Here is an 18775-nt window from a genome sequence, read left to right on the forward strand (position 1 = left end):
AAGTGAAATCAGCTATCAAAGTAAACCCCGTAATCTACCACCGAAACGGCTTTACCACCAAGCAAAGTAGGGGCTATCTGGTGTTTCTTTGCATTGGGGGTGTATCTGTGTCCGTACACTCAGCGCATCGGGTCATGCACGTCGTGTTGCCCCACGTTATGTTTTCGCAGCAGCCCCCTAAATTGATGGTAGCTTAGGCCAAGTAACTGCGCGGCCTTTCTCTGATGATAGTTGGCTTGCGACAGCGCCGCTGTGACCAAATCGCGTTCTTGCGTGGTTTGCCATTGACGGAGGTCGAGTGGCAGAGGGGGCAGTGAGTCGGCTTTGGTGGTGGAAGTGGCCGCAGTGACCGCAGAATGAGCCCGCTGCCAAGGCGGTGAAAAAGGGTCTAAACAAATCGTGTCGATGGGCGTGTTGGGATCATTATGACGGGAGAGGGCACGCTCGACGGCATTTTTTAATTCACGCACATTGCCTGGCCACGTATGCGTTAACAATTGAGACTTAGCGTGCTCGGAAAAGCCGGCAAATAACGCGTAGCCAAGCTCAACGGCCATTTTCATCGCAAAGTGCTCAGCCAATAACAAAATATCTTGCTGACGCTCGCGAAGTGGCGGGAGGTGAATGACATCAAACGCCAGCCGATCAAGCAAGTCGGGTCGAAAGCGGTTCTCATGTGCCAATCCAGGTAAGTCTTCATTAGTGGCACAGATAAGGCGCACATCGGCACGCAGGGGAGAGACACCACCTACCCGCTCATACTCGCCATATTCAATCACCCGCAGCAGCTTTTCCTGCACGCCCAATGGTGCGGTGGCGATCTCGTCCAAAAACAAGGTGCCGCCTTCCGCCCGCTCAAAGCGTCCCGCATGTCGGCCTTTGGCGCTGGTAAAGGCGCCGGCTTCGTGGCCGAATAACTCGGAGTCGATCAATCCTTCGCTGAGTGCGGCGCAATTTAAACTCACTAATGGTTGCGACCAGCGTGCTGAGAGATAATGAAGACGCTGTGCAATCAACTCTTTCCCGGTTCCGCGCTCACCCATAATCAGCACTGGACGGTTAAGCGGTGCCAGTTGGCTGACATGATCCAACACGGCGAGAAAACGATCCGATTCACCCAATAAATTGTCTTGTTCACGCATGGCGACTTTTACCAAATAGTGGTTTTCTTCATCATGGCCTTTTTAGTGGGGTAACGCAATTCTTTTTAACTTATTGAAAATAAACGCCTTAAAAGTTGGCATGGGATTTGAATTCTATTGGATGTGTCAGAGCCGAGTACCACGGGTTAACGCGCCATTGGCCTTAACTCTCTGGCTCATCAATGAGGAAGCGTATTAAGGAGTTTATGATGGGAATTTTTTCGCGTTTTGCTGATATTGTGAATGCTAACGTCAACGCCTTGTTAGACAAGGCAGAAGATCCACAAAAAATGATCCGTTTGATCATTCAAGAAATGGAGGACACCCTCGTTGAAGTGCGTACCTCGTCGGCAAAAGCGCTAGCCGATAAAAAAGAAGTGGCGCGTAAAATTGAAAATATCGAGCGTCAGATCCAAGAGTGGCAGGACAAAGCCTCACTCGCATTGCAAAAAGATCGTGAAGACCTGGCTCGTGCGGCATTGATTGAGAAGCAGAAAGCGCATGATGTTAAAGTTGCGTTGGATGAGGAGCTGACGCTGATTAACGAAAGCGTAGAGAAGCTTGCTGGCGAAATTGCGGCACTAGAAACCAAGTTAAGCGAGACACGCGCACGTCAGCAATCACTGACAATTCGTCGTGAAACCGCGGGTAATCGTCGCGATGTGCGCCGTCACCTTGGCAGTGGCCGCGCCGATGAAGCGATGGCAAAATTTGAACAATATGAGCGCCGTATTGACGAACTAGAAGCAGAAGCGGACAGTTATCAAGTCGGCCAGGGCAAAGGCCTAGAAGACGAGTTCGCTGACTTACAAGCGCAGGATGAGATTGAAAAAGAGCTGGCGTCTTTAAAAGCCAAAATGAAAAACAACCAATCGTAACCGATACCACAAGGAGCGGACATGTCATCATTATTTCTCGGTTTCCCACTGGCGATTTTTCTGCTGTTTGTCGCCCCGCTGTGGTTATTTCTGCATTACCGCAGTAAGCGTCAAGTGGCGCAAGGCCTGAGTGGGCAAGATTACGAGACACTGCAACAGCTGGCGCAACGTGCCGAAAAGCTGCAGGCGCGGGTTGATAACCTAGAACGTTTATTGGATGCAGAAGCCCCTCACTGGAGGCAACGCGCATGAATAGTACCTTGTATAGAGATCCAGAAAATGGCCGCATCGCTGGGGTGTGCGCCGGGCTTGCCAATCACTTTGGCATGGAAACTTGGTTAGTGCGCATCCTCACTGTCTCGGCGTTTTTACTCGGTTTTGGGTTCTTTGTGGTGGTCGCTTATATCGCGGCGGTACTGATCCTGGATAAAAAGCCGCCAGAGGTCAGGCAAGAGCCGAGTGCCGCGCAACAAGAGCATCAAGTGAAGCAAAAACCTTGGCAGTCAGGAAAATCGGCGAGCCAATTGATTGCTGATCTCGACCGTGAGTTTAGCCAAATGGAAGATAAGGTGACGCACATGGAAGCCTATGTGACCTCTTCGACCTTTAACGTCGACCAAGCCTTCAAACAACTCTAACCTCGCTGCCCTGTTTGGGCAGCTTGGCCAATTAGGAGCCATATCAACCTATGCCATCAGTGAAAAGGCGTGTGAAGCAGTGGGTGAGCCGTGGGGCTGACCGTCATGTTCGCCTCGCGGTAACCGGTCTTTCTCGCGCGGGTAAAACCGCCTTTATTACCTCTCTTATCAATCAATTGACGCATTTGGGCACCGAGCCCAACTTACCGCTGATGTCATTGGTGCAACAGGGGCGGGGGCTGGGTGCACGTCGAGAGCCCCACCCGCACATGCATCTGCCCGCGTTTGATTACGACAGTGCCATGCAGGCGCTTCATCAAACCCCACCGGTATGGCCGTCACCGACACGTGATGTCAGTGAAGTACGCCTCGCGGTGCGCTATCGCCCCCAGTCGGCAGCACTGAGGGCAATCAATGAAATGGCCACGCTATACGTGGATATTGTCGATTATCCGGGGGAGTGGCTGCTTGATTTGCCCTTGTTAAGCCAAAGCTACTCGCAATGGTCGGCCAAACAAGCAGGGCTACTCACTGGTCGCCGCGGCGAGCTGGCGGCCACCTGGACAACCAAAGCGGCGGCGCTTGATCCATTTGCCCCGGCGGATGAAAAAATGCTGGCGGACATTGCCGAAGACTACACCGCGTTTTTGCATCAGTGTAAAGCGCACGGAGGCTTGCACTGGGTGCAGCCAGGTCGATTTGTGCTGCCAGGTGAACTAGCGGGCGCGCCTGTGGTGCAGTTCTTCCCATGGGTGGGGAAACAGGACGAGCAAGCGTTGGCCAAAGCCGGGAAAGACTCCAACTACGGTGTGCTAAAAGCGCGCTACGACTATTATTGTGAGCACGTGGTTGCTAATTTTTATCGCGAGCATTTTGCCAAAATAGACCGGCAAGTGATCCTGGTGGATACCTTGCAGCCCCTGAATGCCGGCCCCGCGGCGTTTCATGATATGCGTCTTGCCGTTGAGCAGCTGATGCAAAGCTTTAAATATGGCAAATCAGGGTTGATGAAACGACTGTTTTCACCACGGATTGACAAGGTGTTGTTTGCGGCCACTAAAGCCGATCATGTGACCCCCGATCAACACCCGAACATGGTGAGCTTATTACAACAAATCGTTCATCAGGCGTGGCAGCAAGCCGCGTTCGAGGGCATTGATATGCGTTGCCAAAGTGTTGCCGCGATTGAAGCCACCACACCCGGTTATGTCTCGGTAAAAGGCGAAAACCAGCGCGCGCTAAAAGGCTTTCTTGCCGACAATTCGCCAGTCACCTTATACCCGGGTGATGTGCCAGCGCAGTTACCTGAAGAGACATTCTGGCAAGCTCAAGGATTTGATTTTCCCTCTTTCCGCCCTCAGCAAGCCCCCCTGGATGCGCCGTTACCGCACATTCGTATGGATAAGGCATTGGATTACTTGCTGGGCGATAAATTTCGATAAGTGAGAGCGCGATGACGCAATACAAGCCAAAGCAAACTTTTGCACAGGATGTGGATGTAGAACACGACACGGAAAGTCGAATTCAACAAGGCATACAGTTCCAATCGGAAACCGATTTTACCCCTGCACCGAGTGAAGAGTGGGATGCGGAACTTGAAGCGACCCTAACGCCAACACCACGTAGACGTCGCCGCGTATGGCCGTTTTTGCTATTAGTGACCGTATTACTCGCGGTGTGGCAATCAGCGGACAGCGTCTATCAAAGTTGGCTGGCGCGAGATTGGTTGAACCTGGGTTGGCAAGGCCTGCTGATCGCGCTTGCCACCACTGGACTGGTGATGCTAGGCAAAGAGTGGCGGGCGATGCGCCGCTTGGTGGAGCGTGAAGCGGTACGAGAACAAGCAGAAGAGCTGCTAAGCAGTGATACGGTGGGGCAAGGAGAGCGGTTTTGTCAGCAACTGGCCGAGCAAACCGGGCAGGCGCAAACGGCCGCCTTTGCCAACTGGCAGCAGCAACTGGCGGCCACACATAATGACAGTGAAATTCTGAGCCTCTATGAGCAGCAAGTGCTCAGCGCACAAGATAAAGCGGCGCGTGCTTTGGTCACCAAGCACGCGCAAGAAGCCGCACTCATGGTGGCGGTCAGCCCGTTGGCGGTAGCGGATATGTTGCTGGTGGCGTGGCGTAATTTTTACTTGATGACGCGTATCGCCCAGATCTACGGGATCCAACTGGGCGTTAAAGCGCGTTTTCGTTTACTGAAAATGGTGCTCACCAACATGGCGCTGGCGGGTGCCAGTGAGGCGATGACCGATGTGGGCTTTGATGTGCTGTCGGTGAATATCGCGGGTCGCGTATCAGGCCGGGTGGCGCAGGGGCTCGGTATTGGCCTGCTCACCGCGCGGTTAGGGCTAAAAACCATGACATTGATGCGGCCACTGCCTTGGCATGGTCAAGCCGCGCCCAGCCTGTCGCAGCTTCGTCGTGAGTTAATCAAGCGACTGGCGGGCAAGCGTCAACAAAATGCGTGATAATGCACCCCGAGAAGATGGCTGGGAGGCAAGCTCACCAGCCACGCTCGTATTCATAGAATAATCAGTGAGTTAATTGCGTGTTTTCTGTGCTACAAACGTGACGGCGTAAGGCAAAAATCGTATCAGGGCTTGACTGTTCCCCCTAACCCGCTCAAACTCCGCTTCAGTGTCAACTTATCCTGACAGCTAATGCAGCGCAGGCAGCCACGACGATGAGTGCTTCAGTAACCCGTTGAAGCGGGCAGAGTTTTAAGTATGCATCGCCACAAGGCTTGCTGCCGGTATTGGGTATCACTGTCAAGTCACAGGAATCCATTATGAGACTGAAAGTCTGTTGTGAAGATAGGATCGGGCTTACCCGCGAACTCCTCGATATTCTGGTGCGCCGCGACATCGACCTGCGGGGGATTGAAATTGACCAGGTCGGGATCATATACCTCAATTGTCCGGAAATTGAATTCGACGCCTTTAGCCAGTTGATGTCAGAAATTCGACTGATTTCTGGGGTCACCGACGTACGCAAAGTACAGTTTTTACCGGCTGAGCGCGAGCACAAAGAGTTGCGAACGTTAGTTGAAAGCCTGACCGATCCTGTGGTGTCGATTAACCTCGATGGCTACATTGATATGGCCAACAAGGCGGCGCAAGACTTGATTGGCTCGAGTGAACACCAACTTATCGATGAACATGCCAACAGCGTGTTTCCCGACTTTCAGTTTGCCCACTGGCTGGAAAAAGAAGAAGCCAGTCAAAGCTGTCGGATGGTGGTGATGGCCGGACTCGACTTCCTCATGGAAGTGATGCCAGTGCACATCAATGACGAAAGTGAGCAGCCTGTATTGGTGAGTGCGGTGGTGCAGCTTAAGCAGGTGGCGATGAATAACACCTCGCAAACCGTGTTCCGTACCCCGAGCGATCATGGGTTTGATCATCTTGTGGGTCAATCAAACAAGTTTAAGCAGCTCATTGGCCAAGCGAAAAAACTGGCGATGTTGGATGCACCACTGTTAGTACAAGGCGAAACCGGTACAGGTAAAGAAATGATAGCGCGTGCCTGCCACCGTCACTCCTTGCGCGCGGATAAACCTTTCCTACTCGTTAACTGTGTGTCTATGCCAGATAACGCCGCTGAAACCGAATTGTTTGGCATGGCGGCCGCCGAAGAAGGCGGTAGCGCCAAAAAAGGCATTTTAGAGCAAGCGGATGGTGGCACCGTATTCTTGTACGAAGTCGGCGAAATGAGCCGCCACCTGCAAGTAAAACTGTTGCGCTTTATGCAAGACGGGACCTTCCGTCGTGTCGGCGAAGAACGCGAGATGCAGGTGGATGTGCGCGTTATTTGTTCGACTCAGAAAAACTTGCCCGAGCTGGTGGCGGCCCATCAGTTCCGTGAAGATCTCTTCTATCGCCTCAATGTGTTATCGCTAACCGTGCCACCACTTAGAGAGCGAACGGCCGATGTGATGCCGCTGGCAGAGCTGTTCGTCAAACAATTTGCTGCCGACTTGGGGCAATCTAAGCCGCGCATCGACGAAGCCTTGGCTGATTATCTGACACATTATGCGTGGCCCGGGAATATCCGCCAGTTACGCAATGTACTGCTTCATGCGATGACGCAAATTGATGCAGAAGTGATGACGATCGATGACGTCCAACTGCCAGAAATTGAAAACACCCAGTTTATGAGTGAAGAATCGATGGATGGCTCATTGGATGAAATCATGAAGCGTTACGAGTCGGGGATTTTGCATAACCTGTATCGAAGCTACCCTTCAACGCGCAAGCTGGCCAAGCGATTGGATGTCTCGCACACCGCGATCGCTAACAAACTGCGCGACTATGGGATTGGTAAAAAGTAAGCCGATGCAGGAAGCCAGTATGTATCAGTCGTCGATTAACCACTTCCCGCGTTTGTCCGTTGATGAGCTGCGCATTGATGCCATCAGCCATGAAGACGTGACCCGGGTGGTGCAGTACTTTCAGCGCAACCGTGATTTCCTCGCGCCTTGGGAGCCTGAACGTGCGGCGGGCTTTTATACTGAGCAGGGGTGGAAGCGACGCGTGCTACAGTTGATGGAGTTACAAAAGCATCAGCTGGCGTATTACTTTTTGATTGCCAAGCAAGACTCGCCTCAAGTGTTGGGGGTGATTTCGTATACCAGTGTGATGCAATACCCGTCTTATTCGTGCACCGTGGGTTATTCGCTTGATGAAGCGGCACAAGGACAAGGGATCATGCGTCGGGCGCTTGCCGCGACGAATCAGTGGCTGTTTGATAACGTTCATATCCATCGTGTGTGTGCGTCCTACATGCCATGTAACCAGCGTAGTGCCAAGGTATTGGAGGCGGTCGGCTTTGAACATGAGGGCCGAGCGCGCGACTATTTGTTGATTAATGGCCAATGGGAAGATCATATCTTAATGGCGCATATCAACCCGCACTGGCGACCTAAACCAGATTGACTCGCGAGGGTCTCATTGGGGCATCAGCGGATTCCAACGACAAACATAAAAGGCGACCCAGCTAGGTCGCCTTTTGCTTTTTCAGTGTGCGCTTATCCGCGAGTTATTTCACTGTCAGCACACGCATGGTGTTGGTAGAGCCAATCACTTCCATTTGGTCGCCTTGGGTCATGATCACCTGATCGCCTTCGGCCAAAAAGCCACCTTCTTTCAAGGTTTGCAGGGCGCGCTCCGCCACTTGCAGGCCGGCACCGCTGTCGCTGTCAAAATACACCGGCGTCACACCACGATAGAGGGCGGCACGGTTAAGCGTGTGTTCATGACGCGATAGGGCAAAAATGGGCTTACCGGAAGAGATGCGCGACATCATCAAGGCCGTGCGGCCAGACTCGGTCAGTGACACCATGGCTTTCACCCCTTGCATATGGTTCGCCGCATACATGGTGGCCATAGAGACCGTTTCTTCTTGGCTATCAAACTGACGATCGAGACGATGGTTGGAGATATTGACCGACGGCATCTTCTCAGCCCCGATACAGACCTCGGCCATTGAGCGTACCGTTTCCAGTGGGTACTGGCCTGCGGCGGTTTCTGCCGATAGCATCACTGCATCCGTACCATCCAGCACCGCATTGGCCACATCCATCACCTCCGCGCGAGTAGGCATGGGGGCGGAAATCATTGATTCCATCATCTGGGTGGCGGTGATCACCAAACGGTTCATGCTGCGGGCGCGGCGAATGAGTTGCTTTTGTACCCCAACCAACTCTGGATCACCAATTTCGACACCCAGATCGCCGCGCGCGACCATCACCACGTCAGACGCTTCAATAATGTCATCAATGCTCTCATCGCTGATCACGGTTTCGGCGCGTTCGACTTTGGCCACCAAACGCGCGTCCAAGCCAGCATCGCGCGCCAACGAGCGGGCATAGTGCATATCTTGGCCGTTGCGCGGGAAGGAGATCGCTAAGAAGTCGACGCCGATTTTGGCGGCAGTGAGAATGTCTTGCTTGTCTTTTTCGGTCAACGCAGGGGCAGACAGACCACCGCCTTTTTTGTTGATCCCTTTGTTGTTAGAGAGCTTACCGCCTACCGTGACCTCGGTGTGTACCTTGGCCCCTTCAACCGCCAATACCTTGAGCTGTACGCGACCATCATCGAGCAGCAGAATATCGCCATTGGTAACGTCCTGGGGCAGGGCTTTATAGTCAAGGCCGACCGCGTCTTGGTCGCCCATGCCAGGCGAAAGCTCGCCATCCAAGGTGAATTTATCGCCTACCGCCAGGGTGATGGCACCCTCTTTAAAGGTAGACACCCGGATTTTAGGGCCTTGTAAATCACCCAAAATACCCACGTGACGGCCAAGCTTCGCGGCAATCGCGCGCACTTGATCGGCGCGTTTAATATGGTCTTCCGCACTGCCGTGAGAGAAGTTAAGGCGAACGACGTTAGCACCGGCGGCAATAATCGATTCCAATACACTGTCTTTGTCGGTGGCAGGGCCGAGTGTGGTAACAATCTTCGTTCTTCTCAGTTTTGCAGACATGATTAACTCCTATATACAGGATGATGTTTTAAGGGATAAAGCAGAAAGGGCAACATCACCGCCAAGTCGTGGATTCGACGAGGTGCTGACACCAGTGTAGCGCATTAAAAACGTCGAATAGATGACACAAAAAAGGAGTGCCACCGCACTCCTCTTAGTTAGGTCAGGGATTCTTTATGAAAGCGTGAATCGCGAATGGCTTCTTTGACACGCTTCAAGTTATCTCTAAATCCAGGCCCGCGGCGAAGCGTAAAACCAGTGGCCAGCACATCGATCACCGTCATTTGCACGACCCGGCTGGCCATCGGCATGTATTCGTCGGTGTCTTCTGGCACGTCGAGCTGGATGGTGTGCGAACACACTTTATCTAGCGGCGAGTCGCGCTGGGTGATGCCAATGACGGTGGCACCGTTCTCGCGCGCTAAGTTAGCCACATCGACCAAACTCTTGGTACGCCCGGTGTGTGAAATCATCACCACCACATCGCCGTCATTACAGTTAATGCAGCTCATTCGTTGCATCACGATGTCGTTAAAGCACACCACCGGAATGTTAAAACGGAAGAACTTGTTTTGCGCGTCATGCGCCACTGACGCTGAGGCGCCCAGGCCGAAAAAGGCGATTTTTTTCGCTTGGGTCAGCATATCGACTGCGCGGTTAATTTGGTGCGTGTCGATGCTGTTTTTTGCCACATCCAAACAGGCCATGGTTGACTCAAAAATCTTCGCCGTGTAAGCATCTGCGCCATCGTTTTCTTCAACGTTGCGGTTCACATACGGGGTGCCATTGGCCAAGCTTTGCGCGAGGTGAAGTTTAAAGTCTGGGAAGCCTTTGGTGTCGAGGCGACGACAGAAACGGTTAACCGTTGGCTCGCTCACATCAGCCATCTTTGCCAACGTCGCAATACTCGAGTGAATAGCGGTTTGAGGGGAGGCGACAATGATTTCAGCAACTTTTCTTTCAGATTTGCTGAAGTTTTCAAGATTTTTTTGTATTTTTTCCAGAGTATTCATCTGAGTTACCGCTTACGTTCAAGACCAAAGTTAAAAATTGTCGCTCGGTGAGAGCGAGCTTCAATGAAGTGTTAAGTGTGTCATTCACCACGGCTTTTGACTGCCGCTTAGTAACAGATAGTCTATCGTCTCGCGGATTGTAATGACATTATTATGACTATCTGAGCATAAAAACTTTGTCACCATTCACGCTTTTAGTTATTTCCTTACATAATTAAGGAATATATTTACAGCGTGAAATAAATAAACGGTCAAAAATCAGTCGAAATGAATAGTGTGAACCATTACATTGAAAAATAATTACGTAATCCAAGGTGATAAGGAGCGCGTGTGTCAGGATTGAAAGTTGGAATTTGTGGATGTGGTTGGTTGGGCCAACCACTGGCGTCACACCTACTTGGCGCTGGACACCACGTGGTGGGGACCAAGCGCCAACCCGCGTCGGCGCAAGCACTGAGCGAGACGCTGGCGACCACTGTTGTGCCGTTTGATGTGATGGCGCCGGATTATCAATCAGCGGCGGCATTGCTCGAGGCGGATATCGTGGTGATCAATATCGCGGCAGGGCGTCGTCACGCCGACTTTGATGCATACCGCGATGCTATGTGCGCGTTTATCGACCGCCTAGCCCAAGCAGGCGTTGCGCATGTGCTCTTTATCAGCACCACGTCTGTATATGGGGCGCTTCAGGGACAGGTAACAGAGCAAACCGCGACAGCTGCCACTACGGCGTCAGGTAAAGCACACGAACATATCGAAGCGCATCTGCGCGAAACGTATGGAGAGAAAGGAACCGTCATGCGGCTCGCGGGGTTGATTGGCGGTGAGCGTCACCCTTCAACCATGTTGGCGGGTCGACAAGGCTTATCAGGTGGCAATGAGCCGGTGAACTTGATTCACCGCAGCGATGTGATCGCTGCGATCAGTGCGATTATTCATCAGCGTCAATGGGGTCATACCTTTCATCTGTGCGCGGAACTGCACCCATCAAAAAGTGTTTACTATGGCTGGGCGGCGCGCGAGATGGGGTTACAGCCGCCTGAATATCAGCCAAGTACAGGTGATGGTAAATGGATTGATGCCTCGCAGACGCTGGCGCAATTGGGGCTGAACTTACGCTATGCCTCACCGTATCAAATGATCGCCGACGGTCAGGTGACTTCAGACGACCCGGCCCCAAAATAAAAAAAGCCCACACAAGGTGGGCAAAAATAAAGGTAGAGACAAACAAACTCTAAAGTAAGTAGAAAAAGCAGCAGCAGGTCGGAAAGAAAGAGGAATCACGCTCCCTCACTACTGAGGGGAATAAGGCATTTCTTACCGATGCACCCATTAGGACTGGGCGATGACCAAGAAGTTCCTGATGATTTAAAAAAGTCGATAAATCTTGTCGATTGGCGACAGTTTCGTGATTTTAATCACAATAAAAACGGATTTCTGCACGCGATCTCTTCCGTAACCGCGCATAAAAAAGCCCACAAGCAAACGGCGAGTGGGCATAGAAGAAAAGTCTTCTAGAAAAAGCAGTGGCACAAGGTGTGACTGCCAGAAATGCGCATAGGTTCCCACTTTTGTACAAAAAAAGCGCAGTGATGGCTGGGGTAGTGCCTGAACGGGCTGCTTAACCATTTTTATTCAACGCATTACATAGTCAGCCAAGCACGAAAACCCTCCATCTTTATTTACCAAACAATATACGGTCATGCAGCAAACGCGGGTGTGAAGCCACCTGGCCGCGGTCTCGAAGAAATCACTCAATAATGTGATGTTACTCATGCGATGCGTGTGTGTTTCAGGGTTGTTAAAAGGCATGTCTGCGTATAAAGTTAAACAAGCGTTTAATACAGGTGAATGAACAATGGTAGGACGAGGCGACACCAAAGCAAAAATTCTGGATGCCGCGGAGCAGCTCTTCGCCGAGCACGGGTTTAAAGAAACGTCGTTACGTACGATTACCAGCAAGGCTGGCGTCAACCTTGCCTCAGTGAACTATCACTTTGGCGACAAAAAATCACTCGTGCGTGCAGTGCTCGGACGCTACCTCGAAGCGTTTATGCCAGCGCTCGGTGAACAGCTGCAAGCGCTCTTAGTGCGACCAGAGTGCACGATGGAGCAAGTATTCTCATGTGCAAAGCAGCCAGTGCTTGCGCTTGATGCGTATCGACCACATGGCGCAGCCACCTTTATGCAATTGATTGGCCGTGGTTACACCGATGTACAAGGGCATTTACGTTGGTTTATCACCACCCGTTACGAACACGTGCTGTCGCTGTTTAACCAAGCGGTACGCAAAGCTAACCCTGAACTGACGTCAGAGGCGGTATTTTGGCATTTACACTTCACCCTCGGGGCGGCGATTTTCACCATGGCGTCTAGCGAAGCGTTGCGTGATATTGCCGAAAACGATTTTGGTCGGACCCTCGATACCGAAGCGATCGTTGACCGCTTAATTCCGTATCTAGCAGCAGGGATGAACGCCAAGCCGGCGGCAATGGCACAACAGGGGCAAGTGCTCGCCTTCGCGACGGAGTCACAAGCGGAGTAGGGCAAGCAAAACACATCAAGTGAGGATGCGGTGCGTCCCGCTTATTTGAACCACTCAGCGCAGCGACAGGTATATCACGGTGCGTGAGGGGCAATGTAAAAACCCGTTCTGGTCGCACAATAACAGTAAAAAGAGTGCAACCATGATCAACAAAAGGACCTGAATCATGAGCTCTCAAACTTCATTACGTCGCTCACTGGTGAGTGATAAAGCGTTTACTTTCTTCAAAAAAGTGCTGCCACCGTTATCCGCCACTGAGCGTGAAGCGATGGAAGCCGGCAGTGTGTGGTGGGACGGTGAACTCTTCTCCGGATCGCCAAACTGGAAGACGTTGCACCAGTATGGTAAGCCAACACTCACAGCGGAAGAGCAATCGTTTATCGACAACCAGCTAGAAACCCTCCTGGCGATGTTGGATGATTTTAAAATTGTCCAAGAGCAAAAAGATCTGCCGGAAGAAGTCTGGGATTATCTGAAAAAAGAGCGCTTTTTCTCGCTGATCATTCCCAAAGAATACGGTGGCCTCGCGTTCTCGGCGCTGGCCAACTCCACCATTGTATCGCGCATTGCCACCCGTAGCTTAAGCGCAGCGGTGACCGTGATGGTGCCTAACTCACTGGGGCCGGGTGAACTGTTGACCCATTATGGTACCCAAGACCAGCGTGACTATTGGCTGCCACGCTTGGCCGATGGCCGTGAAGTGCCGTGCTTTGGCTTAACTGGCCCAGAAGCCGGATCCGATGCTGGCAGTATTCCAGACCACGGCGTGGTATGCATGGGTGAGCACAATGGTGAACAAGTGCTGGGGATCCGCTTAAGCTGGAACAAACGCTACATTACACTCGCGCCCGTAGCGACCGTGGTGGGCTTGGCGTTTAAACTGGGTGATCCAGACGGCCTGCTGGGGGACAAAAAAGACCTCGGCATCACCTGTGCCTTGGTTCCGGCAGACCACCCAGGCGTTGAAATTGGCGATCGTCACAACCCGCTCAACATGGCATTTATGAATGGCACCACCAAGGGCGAGGATGTCTTTATCCCGATTGATTGGGTCATCGGCGGTAAAGATTACGCAGGCCGTGGTTGGCGCATGCTGGTGGAGTGTCTCTCTGCTGGGCGGGGGATTTCGTTGCCCGCTCTGGGGACGGCGGTAGGGCATCTCGCCACCCGTACCACAGGCGCTTATAGTTATGTGCGTAAACAGTTTGGTATGCACATTGGCCGCTTTGAAGGGGTGGCAGAAGCCTTGGGCCGCATGAGCGGGTTGAACTACTTAATTGAATCAACCCGCACCCTCACCACCACCGCGCTTGATCAGGGAGAAAAACCGGCAATCATCACCGCGATTTCCAAATACCACATGACCGAAATTGCGCGCACCATCTTGAATGATTCGATGGACGTGCACGCGGGTCGTGCGATTCAGTTAGGGCCACTTAACTACATCGGCCATCATTACTTTGGTATTCCGGTGGCCATCACCGTGGAAGGCGCGAACATTCTTACCCGCAACCTCATGATCTTTGGTCAGGGGGCGACCCGTTGTCACCCTTACGTGCTCGAAGAGATGGAAGCGGCGGCGAACCCAGACCAAGAGGCCGGCGCCCAAGCGTTTGATAAATTACTGTTCAAACACATTGGCCATGCCACCAAAAACAGCGTGATGGGGCTGGTCAACGCGCTGACCGGATCACTGACCAACCGCGCACCGGTGAGTGGCGAGACGGCCAAATACTATCGTCACCTTACCCGCATGAGTCGTGCACTGGCGGTGACCACTGATGTGGCGATGTTGTCACTGGGCGGTGAGCTGAAACGCCGAGAAATGCTATCCGCGCGTCTGGGGGACGTTCTGAGCCATCTGTATATGGCGTCGGCGACGTTGAAGCGTTATGAAGATGAGGGCCGTCCGAGCCAAGATCTGCCGATGGTGCACTATGCGCTGCAATATTGCCTAGCCCAGTGTGCCAAAGCGTTTGATGGGGCCTTTAATAACTTCCCTGCCAAAGGGGTGGGCCGCAGCCTACGTGTGCTATTGTTCCCGCTCGGCATGCACTACAAAATGCCCTCTGACAAGCTGCTTAATCAGATTGCCGAGCAGTTAATGACACCGAGCGCAGAGCGCGACCGTTGGACGCACTTATGCTATGTGGGCGACAAAGCCGACGATCCGGTGGCGGTGATGGAGCGTGCGTTTACTGCGATGTGGGCGTGTCGTGACACCGAAAAAGCCCTGATCAAAGCGGTGAAAGCCAAGCAGATTGATGGCAAAGCCAGCTTGGCGGATCGCTCGCAACAAGCGGTTGAGCAAAACCTCATCACCGCTGATGCGCGTGACAAACTGCTAGAGGCTGATGCACTGCGTGCTTATGCGGTGCAAGTGGATGACTTTAAAGCCGAATGGTTTACCTCTAGCCAGTTAGAAGGCGGTGCCATTGCCAAGCCCAATCCAAGCAAAGCGGCATAAAGGTCGCGAACTTGCGCCAAAAAGCGTCTGCACCTCGCAGGCGCTTTTTTATTGGCGCTGACACTTGGGGCCACAATGCTGAGATCTTGCCCACTATTCTTGCCTGCAACACCTCCAACCACTGGGTATTTTTGCCCTTTTTCCGTAAAAGGGGATGCATAGGCAGGCGTTAGTATTTATCCTTAGCCTCAATTTTGTGAGGGACGTTGAATATGATCATCAAACCTAAAATTCGTGGATTTATCTGTACGACGACACATCCCGTTGGTTGTGAAGCCAACGTAAAAGAGCAAATTGACTACACCAAAGCGCAAGGCCCGATTGCCAATGCGCCTAAGCGTGTACTGGTTGTGGGTGCCTCCAGCGGCTATGGCTTGTCCTCACGCATTGCGGCAGCCTTTGGTGGCGGCGCTGCAACCATTGGCGTGTTCTTTGAAAAACCCGGCACCGAGAAAAAGCCTGGCACCGCAGGCTGGTACAACTCAGCCGCGTTCGACAAATTTGCCAAGCAAGAAGGCCTGTATTCAAAAAGCCTGAACGGCGATGCCTTCTCGCATGAGGCCAAGCAAAAAACGATTGATTTGATCAAGCAAGACTTGGGTCAAATCGACATGGTGGTGTACTCGCTAGCTTCGCCAGTGCGTAAGCTACCTGACAGTGGTGAGCTGGTGCGTTCGTCACTCAAACCTATCGGAGAGACCTACACCTCAACCGCGGTAGACACCAACAAAGATGAAATCATCGAAGCCAGTGTTGAACCGGCCACCGAGCAAGAGATTCAAGATACCGTTACCGTGATGGGCGGCGAAGACTGGGAGCTTTGGATCAACGCTCTTAATGACGCCGGTGTCCTTGCTGAAGGCTGTAAAACTGTCGCTTACAGCTACATTGGTACAGAGCTTACCTGGCCAATCTACTGGGAAGGCGCGCTAGGTAAAGCGAAAATGGACTTAGACCGTGCTGCCAACGCGCTAAACCAAACGCTTTCAGCTAAAGGCGGTAGCGCCAACGTGGCGGTACTCAAAAGCGTGGTCACCCAAGCCAGCTCAGCGATCCCGGTGATGCCGCTTTATATCGCCATGGTATTCACGAAAATGCGCGAAGAAGGCGTCCATGAAGGCTGCATGGAGCAAATCTATCGCATGTTTACTCAGCGCCTCTATCAAGCCGATGGCAGCGATCCAGAGGTAGATAGCGAGCGTCGCTTGCGTTTAGATGACCTAGAGCTGCGCGAAGACATTCAGCAGCACTGTCGCGATCTGTGGCCACAGATCACCACAGAGAACCTCACCGAGCTGACTGACTATAAAGAATACAAAGCCGAGTTCTTGAAGCTATTTGGCTTTGGCGTTGAAGGCGTAGACTACGACGCAGACGTGAGCCCGGTAGTGGAATTTGATGTCGAAAACATCTAAAACCGCTTAGCAAACTCCCAAAAGAGGTCAGCCAAACACTGGCCTCTTTTTTATTGGCTGAAAGCTAACCAAACGCACCCTAAATAATGGTTTTTTACTTTACAAGCCAACCCCAACCCAATAATATACGCCGCGTTCCGGAGAGATGGCTGAGTGGTTGAAAGCACCGGTCTTGAAAACCGGCAAGGGTTAATAGCCCTTCTAGGGTTCGAATCCCTATCTCTCCGCCACATATAGAAAAGCCGCTGCTCAGTCAGCGGCTTTTTTGCGTTTATACTCCCAAAAATTTCTAAATTCTGACCCCGCCAACATTTTAGACCCCTTTGCCTAAACACATTGCCCAGCGCCTGATAACCTAGCCCACAAAAATTGCCCTGTAAGGCCTTTTGGACGCCGCAAACCAAAGGGCGGTAGCGTGGGTATTAAAGCAAATCCATTGGGCTTGTTGTGCCCGCAAATTGCTGACCAATCACATGGGTATAGATCTGCGTGGTAGAGAGGTCGGTATGGCCCAATAAGGTTTGAATGGTGCGAATATCGTAACCCGCCAAAAGCATCTGCGTGGCAAAGCTATGGCGAAACGTATGACAGGTAACGTGCTTATGGGTGACACCGGCCCTTTGCACGGCTCGATTCAAGGCTTTACGCACATTGGAATCATGCAGATGATGTCGGCAGAGCTTATTAGACACTGGGTGGTGGCAATAATTGTAAGAGGGAAAAATAAACATCCATCCTGTCTTGCGGTACGCATTGGGGTATTTTCTATCCAGCGCGTAAGGCATGGAGGGTCCGATACCTTTTTGATTGTCGCTTTGCTGAATGTCGACAGCTCTTTCACATAATGTATGTAACTCACCGGCTAATTGATTAGGCAGCAAGGTGGTGCGTGATTTTCCACCTTTGCCATTATGAACAGTGATCGCGTTATGATTAAAATCCAAATCCTTGATGCGTAGCCTCAAGCACTCATTGATGCGTAGGCCACTGCCGTACATAAGCCCACAAATCAGCTTATCTCTTGCGCCAAGGTAGGCAAAAATTCTGGCAACTTCCTCTTTACTGAGCACAATTGGAATTCGCGGCGATTTTTTGGATGGACTAAACGCAATCTTACCTAGCGGCTGGTCTAAAAACTGGTTGTATAGAAAGGCCAGTGCATTAAGTGCAACCTTTTGCGTATTCGGTGAAATTTGTTGCGCATTGGCCAAATAAGACAGAAACGTTTTTACATCCTCATCACTGAGCTCTGTCGGATGTTGCTTATGATGGAAAAGGATAAATCGGCGCACCCAATATAGGTAACTCTTCTCAGTTTTGATCGCATAGCCTCGCCGCCTGAGCTCGTGCTGAAGGCTTGCCATAAACGGGCTTTTGCTCATGATCCTTTCCCTCCATCTAAGACTGTTTATTCATACAGCTTATTGGTAGAGAAAGCCAAATAGTGTGCACACTTTTTCGAGACACATTCACATTATCGCCGAAAGATAAATTATTAGTGCAATATAATCAGAGGGTTACAAGTTATCCTTTGAGGATAATGCGAACGCCTTGTCCGGGATAGGCGGCGTGCACACTTTCGCAGACAAGGTGATTGCTTCAAGCGGTAAAAATGTGTTTAATTATAATTAGTTAGTTAAAAAATGACGCGTATAACGGTTTTGACAAATCGAGCACGCGCACTAATACAATGTTAGGGCGCAAGGAGTAAAGTGATGATTAGTCACATAGATCATATTGTCCTTACAGTTTCCGACATAGAAAAATCAGTAGATTTTTACAAGCGGGTTTTGTGCATGGATGAAGTCACTTTTTCCAACGGTCGGAAAGCTGTAACGTTTGGAAATCAGAAAATTAACTTTCAGCTTCTGGGTCAAGAACCACGAAATATAGCCAATGTGGGTTCAGGTGATATTTGCTTAATTACTGATTGGTCATTGGCTTCAGTGATAGAGCATTTGGTCAAAGAAAATGTCAAGATCATTGAGGGACCCGTAGAAAAATCAGGAGCTGTTGGTTCAATCCAATCGGTCTATTTTTTGGATCTTGATAAGAATTTAATCGAAGTCAGCGTATACCAATAGGTTCTGCGCCCTAACAATAAAATTTAAGGGTGATTCACAACGCTAATCGCTCTCACTTCAAGCAAGTTTAGTGTTTATGGCACAATGCATTAGGCAGGTGGTTAG

At 51.4% G+C, this 18775-nt stretch carries 16 protein-coding genes and 1 tRNA gene; 13 read left to right on the forward strand and 4 right to left on the reverse strand.

Annotation, left to right across the window (positions count from 1 at the left end):
• Positions 1-119: 119 nt before the first annotated feature.
• Entirely contained in the window at positions 120-1142 is a 1023-nt protein-coding gene (pspF, locus tag FCN78_RS05115) for a phage shock protein operon transcriptional activator (protein ID WP_077658874.1), read from the reverse strand.
• Between the two features lie 209 nt (positions 1143-1351).
• Here pspF and pspA point away from each other — a divergent pair, with 209 nt between their 5' ends.
• The 7 genes from pspA to FCN78_RS05150 all read left to right on the forward strand — a co-directional run bounded on the left by pspA (position 1352) and on the right by FCN78_RS05150 (position 7597).
• On the forward strand, positions 1352-2020 hold the full coding sequence (gene pspA, locus FCN78_RS05120; protein WP_077458064.1) for a phage shock protein PspA: 669 nt from the start codon (positions 1352-1354) through the stop codon (positions 2018-2020).
• Positions 2021-2041: 21 nt separating this feature from the next.
• Positions 2042-2272, forward strand: a complete 231-nt coding sequence (gene pspB / locus FCN78_RS05125; RefSeq protein WP_046073483.1) for an envelope stress response membrane protein PspB — start codon at positions 2042-2044, stop codon at positions 2270-2272.
• The gene (gene pspC, locus FCN78_RS05130; RefSeq protein ID WP_077458066.1) at positions 2269-2658 is read left to right on the forward strand and encodes an envelope stress response membrane protein PspC; all 390 of its coding nucleotides are present in this window, start codon (positions 2269-2271) and stop codon (positions 2656-2658) included. The genes pspB and pspC overlap by 4 nt, the downstream gene beginning before the upstream one ends.
• A 50-nt stretch (positions 2659-2708) precedes the next feature.
• On the forward strand, positions 2709-4100 hold the full coding sequence (locus FCN78_RS05135; RefSeq protein ID WP_077485656.1) for a YcjX family GTP-binding protein: 1392 nt from the start codon (positions 2709-2711) through the stop codon (positions 4098-4100).
• An 11-nt stretch (positions 4101-4111) separates the two neighbouring features.
• The gene (locus FCN78_RS05140; protein ID WP_077658875.1) at positions 4112-5131 is read left to right on the forward strand and encodes a YcjF family protein; all 1020 of its coding nucleotides are present in this window, start codon (positions 4112-4114) and stop codon (positions 5129-5131) included.
• Positions 5132-5451: 320 nt separating this feature from the next.
• Positions 5452-6993, forward strand: coding sequence for a transcriptional regulator TyrR (tyrR, locus tag FCN78_RS05145; RefSeq protein ID WP_137317898.1), 1542 nt, complete (start codon positions 5452-5454; stop codon positions 6991-6993).
• Positions 6974-7597 carry a GNAT family N-acetyltransferase gene (locus FCN78_RS05150; protein ID WP_235607547.1) on the forward strand — a complete coding sequence of 208 codons (624 nt, stop codon included), beginning with the start codon at positions 6974-6976 and terminating at the stop codon, positions 7595-7597. The genes tyrR and FCN78_RS05150 overlap by 20 nt, the downstream gene beginning before the upstream one ends.
• Before the next feature lie 103 nt (positions 7598-7700).
• On the opposite strand, the gene pyk is transcribed toward FCN78_RS05150, so the two are convergent.
• Positions 7701-9146 carry a pyruvate kinase gene (pyk, locus tag FCN78_RS05155; protein WP_077485662.1) on the reverse strand — a complete coding sequence of 482 codons (1446 nt, stop codon included), beginning with the start codon at positions 9144-9146 and terminating at the stop codon, positions 7701-7703.
• 158 nt (positions 9147-9304) lie between these two features.
• Entirely contained in the window at positions 9305-10159 is an 855-nt protein-coding gene (locus FCN78_RS05160) for a MurR/RpiR family transcriptional regulator (protein WP_046073477.1), read from the reverse strand.
• Positions 10160-10489: 330 nt separating this feature from the next.
• Here FCN78_RS05160 and FCN78_RS05165 point away from each other — a divergent pair, with 330 nt between their 5' ends.
• From FCN78_RS05165 to FCN78_RS05185, 5 genes are all read left to right on the forward strand, one after another.
• Positions 10490-11344, forward strand: a complete 855-nt coding sequence (locus FCN78_RS05165) for an NAD(P)H-binding protein (RefSeq protein WP_077658876.1) — start codon at positions 10490-10492, stop codon at positions 11342-11344.
• 673 nt (positions 11345-12017) lie between these two features.
• Positions 12018-12704, forward strand: a complete 687-nt coding sequence (gene psrA, locus FCN78_RS05170) for a TetR family transcriptional repressor PsrA (RefSeq protein ID WP_077658878.1) — start codon at positions 12018-12020, stop codon at positions 12702-12704.
• A gap of 166 nt (positions 12705-12870) precedes the next feature.
• Entirely contained in the window at positions 12871-15171 is a 2301-nt protein-coding gene (locus FCN78_RS05175; RefSeq protein WP_077658879.1) for an acyl-CoA dehydrogenase, read from the forward strand.
• Positions 15172-15383: 212 nt separating this feature from the next.
• The gene (fabV, locus tag FCN78_RS05180) at positions 15384-16586 is read left to right on the forward strand and encodes an enoyl-ACP reductase FabV (protein ID WP_077658880.1); all 1203 of its coding nucleotides are present in this window, start codon (positions 15384-15386) and stop codon (positions 16584-16586) included.
• Between the two features lie 139 nt (positions 16587-16725).
• Positions 16726-16816 (forward strand) — tRNA-Ser (locus tag FCN78_RS05185).
• A 192-nt stretch (positions 16817-17008) separates the two neighbouring features.
• On the opposite strand, the gene FCN78_RS05190 is transcribed toward FCN78_RS05185, so the two are convergent.
• Entirely contained in the window at positions 17009-17968 is a 960-nt protein-coding gene (locus FCN78_RS05190; RefSeq protein WP_077658881.1) for an integron integrase, read from the reverse strand.
• Between the two features lie 333 nt (positions 17969-18301).
• Between FCN78_RS05190 and FCN78_RS05195 the strand changes: the two genes are divergently transcribed.
• Positions 18302-18670, forward strand: coding sequence for a VOC family protein (locus tag FCN78_RS05195; RefSeq protein WP_069362635.1), 369 nt, complete (start codon positions 18302-18304; stop codon positions 18668-18670).
• Positions 18671-18775: the final 105 nt, after the last annotated feature.

It is taken from the genome of Salinivibrio kushneri, assembly GCF_005280275.1.
Taxonomy (GTDB): domain Bacteria; phylum Pseudomonadota; class Gammaproteobacteria; order Enterobacterales; family Vibrionaceae; genus Salinivibrio; species Salinivibrio kushneri.